Below are 4,556 nucleotides of genomic sequence, written 5' to 3'. Positions count from 1 at the left end.
CCCCCCCCCCCCCCCCCCCCCCCCCCCCCCCCCCCCCCCCCCCCCCCCCCCCCCCCCCCCCCCCCCCCCCCCCCCCCCCCCCCCCCCCCGGGACCGGACTGTGCGGACGGACAAGTCGGCAGACCAGCCGGCATCGCGGAGCCCTCTGCACGAGAGCCGCGCGAGAAACCCGGGGAATCCTCTGCACAACTGAGCGTGACCCGCATCACATGGCAAGTCTCGGAGTTCCGCGTAACAAGGTGAGCTGCCGCGGGTCCTATGAGCAGGACAACAAAATCTCGCGCAGACGGAGACGGAACACCTGATTTTCCGCCCAGCGGTCGCACAGGAAGCAGAACGGCATCCTGTCGCCCCCAAGGATCTTGGTGACGTAATTGTGTCTGTGATGATTTTCTGACTCTTTTCACTTGCGTCCATGGAGGATGACATGACTGCACGCCACAAGAAGGTTCGTAAGAGCTCGATCCTTGTTGCGAACCGATTTGCTGTGGCGAGCCTTTCCCTGAGCGTCGCCCTGGGGATCGGCGCGGCCGCGGCGGGCCCTGCCTTCGCGAAGGATGCCGCGCCCACGGCATCGACGGGTTCGGAGGAGGTTTCGAAGAAGCCCGTTATCGGTGAGAGCGTGGTCACCAATGACAGCGACGCTCCGATGGTTGTCTACTCGGGTCCCAGCAATGATGCCTCAGTGGCTTCATTCATGGGGAACCTTGCGGCAATGATCGGCGCTGCGGCTCTGGAGAGCACGCCGCTCAAGGACATGCCCGGCCTTGCCGGTTTGATTGGTAAGACTGTTGGCGCGAATACCGTGGTGGAGGTCCATGACCTCGGGCGCACCGTCGGCGGTGCATTGGCGGATCTGTCCGCCAAGTACGGGATTACTGTAGTCCCTGCGCATGAGAGCCGGGTGGTCTACAAGGTTCCCGCCGCCGGCTACGTGTCAGAGCCTGGAAACGCGGCGGTCAACGATAACGCACAGCTCAAGCTCTACACGCTGGATGCCAAGAAGAACGTACAAGAGACCACCATCAAGAGCACGGCCAGCAAGTCATGGTACTTCAAGGACGGCGCCTTCCACGAAGCAGCCTCGAATGACCGGACAGCAAAATCCACCGGGTCGAACGCAGAGACCTATAAAGCGGGTTACAAGCAGGAGTCCGGGTTCGACAAGTTAGTGAATACCGTCAAGGATGCGGCCGACTCGCTGAACTCGGCGGAAAAGAATGTGGTCACAAACAAATCGGACCAGATTTCATTCGTCTACGGCGAGACTTCCAGTACGGCGGGAGTTGTCAACGCGATAACCGACGCCGCAAGGGACGTCACTGCCATGCTCCTTGGCGTTCCTGCGGCAGGTACCATCGCACTCTCGGCCATTCCTCTGATGGGAAAGCTTCTCCATAACACCGGCGTGACGGTGCTCGGTCCGAAGGGCACTGAGGGTGACAGCAAGGTCGTCTACACCAATACCGTTACTGAGAAGATTTTCCACGCCCCTACGGATATCCTTGACCACGTCGGCCTCGTCGGCGCTGTAAAACTCACCTTCCAGCAGCTCGACGGGAAGGGGGGTTACAAGACTTCCATCTTCAACGGCAACCTCGGTACGTCCTACGAAACCAGGGAAGACGGGATCTATTACGGTGCCGGAAACACCGAACCTGGCCATAAGCAGGGAATTCGTGCGGGCTACTGGGCGGATCCCAAGGCAGTGGAGCGGGCTGTCAACGTAACGGATGCCGCTATTCAGAGTGGCCTCATCGACGGCGACTCTTCCGCCTACAAGGCCACCGACATCGTCAGTAAGGTCAAAGACCTTTGGGAGGGCATCAAGAGGAACTTCACCGGCCCGGACCACCCAGCGGACCTGGAAAAGCTGAACGATTTCATCTCGGACAAAGCGTACACCAAGGGCGTTTCCCCGGATGAATTCCTCGGGTCCATGTATAACGAGATGTTCACTGCATTAAATGGTAATGTAAAGAAGGATTCGCCCGCATACGATCTCCTGCACTCCGCCCGCCCGTTGTCATTGTTGGCAGCCGGTGCGGCGCAGGACATACAGAATATGGTTGATCGGAACTCCGAAGGCTTGGCTTCCAAGAATGCGCGGCGGCCCTTGGATGGCTTGCAAAAGCTCCTGAGCAGAACAGACATCAAGGAGCGGCTGGACCCGACTGTGTACAGCGCTCTCAACGACGCAGCTGCTGGATTGGACCGGCAGCTGAAGGGCTCAAGCAAAGCCTCGGTACAGGATTCCCTCGACCGTGCGCAAAAGGAGATCGACAGGGTCACGCCGGCGGTAGACCGTAGCGGATCCAACCGCAAGCCGGCGGATCAAACGAACTATGGTGACGGGAAGATCACCATGCGCAACGACCTTGAGGTGCCTGTTCACATCACCACCTCCGACGGGAAGGTTTTCGATGTCCCCAAGGGGGGGAAAGAAGTGACCCTCTATGAGACAAATGCCTTTAAGGCGGACGGTCGTTCCATAGCCTCCGGAATTCTTTCTTACCCGATCGACGTCACGGTCACGACAGCGGACGGCGCAAAAACCAAATTCGGCAGTTATGACAACACTCACTGGGTGGTGGACAAGCAAGGCATTGCCGCCCTGAGAATGACGGGAACGTCCTTCTCGCCGAAATATTCGACGACCGAGAGGGACTATTACCATGGATGGCACCCGTTTGACCAGCAGGTCTGGCCTTCTCCGGTGAAGCTGTCGTCGAAGCCGAAGGAAGACCCGGCCACGAAGAAGGAAGAACCGGCCAAGAAGCCTGAGCCGGGGCAAGAGGCTGTCCCTCAGCCTGCCATGTTCGCTGGGTTGAGGAGTTGGTCTCTGGTGTCGGATCCCAAGGCGGGTGAGTCGTGGAAGGTGACGAAGGATGGCGAGGGAACCCCGGTCCAGTTTTACGGGCATGAGAAGGATGGCTCCTGGCACCAGTTGATGCCTGACTCCACCCTCAAGAACTACGACGACGTTCTGGGCTATGTGGAGAAGGACGGAGCCTGGCAGAAGGTCAAGGATCCTCGGGCCTTCTTACGCGGCGACACGAACGGTGATGGCAAGGTCGACGCGAAGGACGAACTGACCGGGGATAAGAAGGGTCAGGACGCCGCGCAGAAGGCTAAGGGGGAGGCTGACGCCAAGGACACTCTCCAGGCTAAGGAGGGTAAGCCCGGGGAATCCAAGACCGGCGACCGCACGAACCCCGCGCAGGACGACCACCGCACGGACGCGAAGGACAATCAACAGGCTAAGGGGGGTAAGCCCGAGGAGTCCAAGACCGGCGACCGCACGAACCCTGCGAACGACAGCAGGGACCCCGTCGGGAAGGAGCGCGGGGGTGGCTCTTTTGATCCGCGGGACACGAACCGTGACGGGCGCGTGGATGAGAAGGAGCGCGGGGGTGGCTCTTTTGATCCGCGGGACACGAACCGTGACGGGCGCGTGGATGAGAAGGAGCGCGGGGGTGGCTCTTTTGATCCGCGGGACACGAACCGTGACGGGCGCGTGGATGAGAAGGAGCGCGGGGGTGGCTCTTTTGATCCGCGGGACACGAACCATGAGGGCGAACACAGCTCCAGTACCGAGCACAGCACCGACCCCAACGGGGACCGCAACCGGGAGCGGGAGCGGGAGCGGGAGGGTGAGCGCAACCGGGAGCGGGAGGGTGGCCGCGTCGAGTAGTTGACGCTGGCGTCTGGGGCCGGCGGTTGGGTGGCGGCTGGTTTCGGAGTGTCAGTTGATGGGTCCGTGTGAGGGGCGTCGGTATCGGCGTTCCTCACACGGACCCTGTGGTGAGTAGGGGGTGGGTGTGCGGATCGTGCCGACTCGTCGGGGACTGGTCCTGGAATTGGCCGGGAGGGCACGGCACCGTAGACGGCGGCAGATGGCGGTCGGCTGGGGGCCGGCGGATGTCGTCTGGGCTGGGGTGGGAGAGGCAGCGGGGATGGATGGCCGCTCGTCAGCCATGGTGATGAGGTGTCGGCGTACGGCCTTCTCTGGCCCTGGCAAGATTTCCGTGAAGCCGGAGTGTGAACCACCCCGGTGTGTTCGGAGACTCCATTTCGTGAGGAGATGGGGTCCATGTCACGTCCTTCGAGGAACTACCCGGCCGAGCTGCGGGAGCGTGCAGTGCGGTTGGTGGCCGAGGTCCGGCCCGATCATCCGACCGAGTGGGCGGCGATCTGCTCGGTCGCCGGGAAGCTCGGCATCGGCACCGCGGAAACACTCCGCAAGTGGGTGCGCCAGGCCGAGGTCGACGCCGGCACCAGGTCCGGGACCAGCACCGAGGAGTCGGCGGAGCTGCGTCGGCTGCGGGCCGAGGTCCGGGAGCTGAAGCGGGCGAACGAGATCCTGCGGGCGGCCTCGATTTTCTTCGCGGCCGAGCTCGACTGGCCCAAGAAGACCTCGTGACGTTCATCGCGAAACACAAGGACCATGTCGGCGAGGCCGGGGTGCGGTGGGGAGTCGAGCCGATCTGCCGGGTGCTGTCCGAGCACGGGCTGCCCGCCGCGGCGTCCACGTACTACGACGCCGTCGGACGGCC

Annotated in this window: 1 protein-coding gene and 1 pseudogene; both read left to right on the top strand. The window is 62.3% G+C overall.

The window, feature by feature from the left end; genetic code table 11:
- Positions 1-415: 415 nt before the first annotated feature.
- On the top strand, positions 416-3,694 hold the full coding sequence (locus ACZ7HQ_RS44865) for a hypothetical protein (RefSeq protein WP_471003254.1): 3,279 nt from the start codon (positions 416-418) through the stop codon (positions 3,692-3,694).
- 399 nt (positions 3,695-4,093) lie between these two features.
- Positions 4,094-4,556 (top strand): annotated as a pseudogene (locus ACZ7HQ_RS44860) (transposase); the annotation flags it as partial.

Source organism: Streptomyces sp. NPDC037290 (assembly GCF_055603245.1).
The sequence above is the reverse complement of the archived record's forward strand: the minus strand, read 5'-3'. Positions and strand labels throughout refer to the sequence as shown.

Coding starts and splice junctions, on each gene's coding strand:
- ACZ7HQ_RS44865 (WP_471003254.1), top strand. CDS start 416: ATGGAGGATGACATGACTGCACGCCACAAGAAGGTTCGTAAGAGCTCG.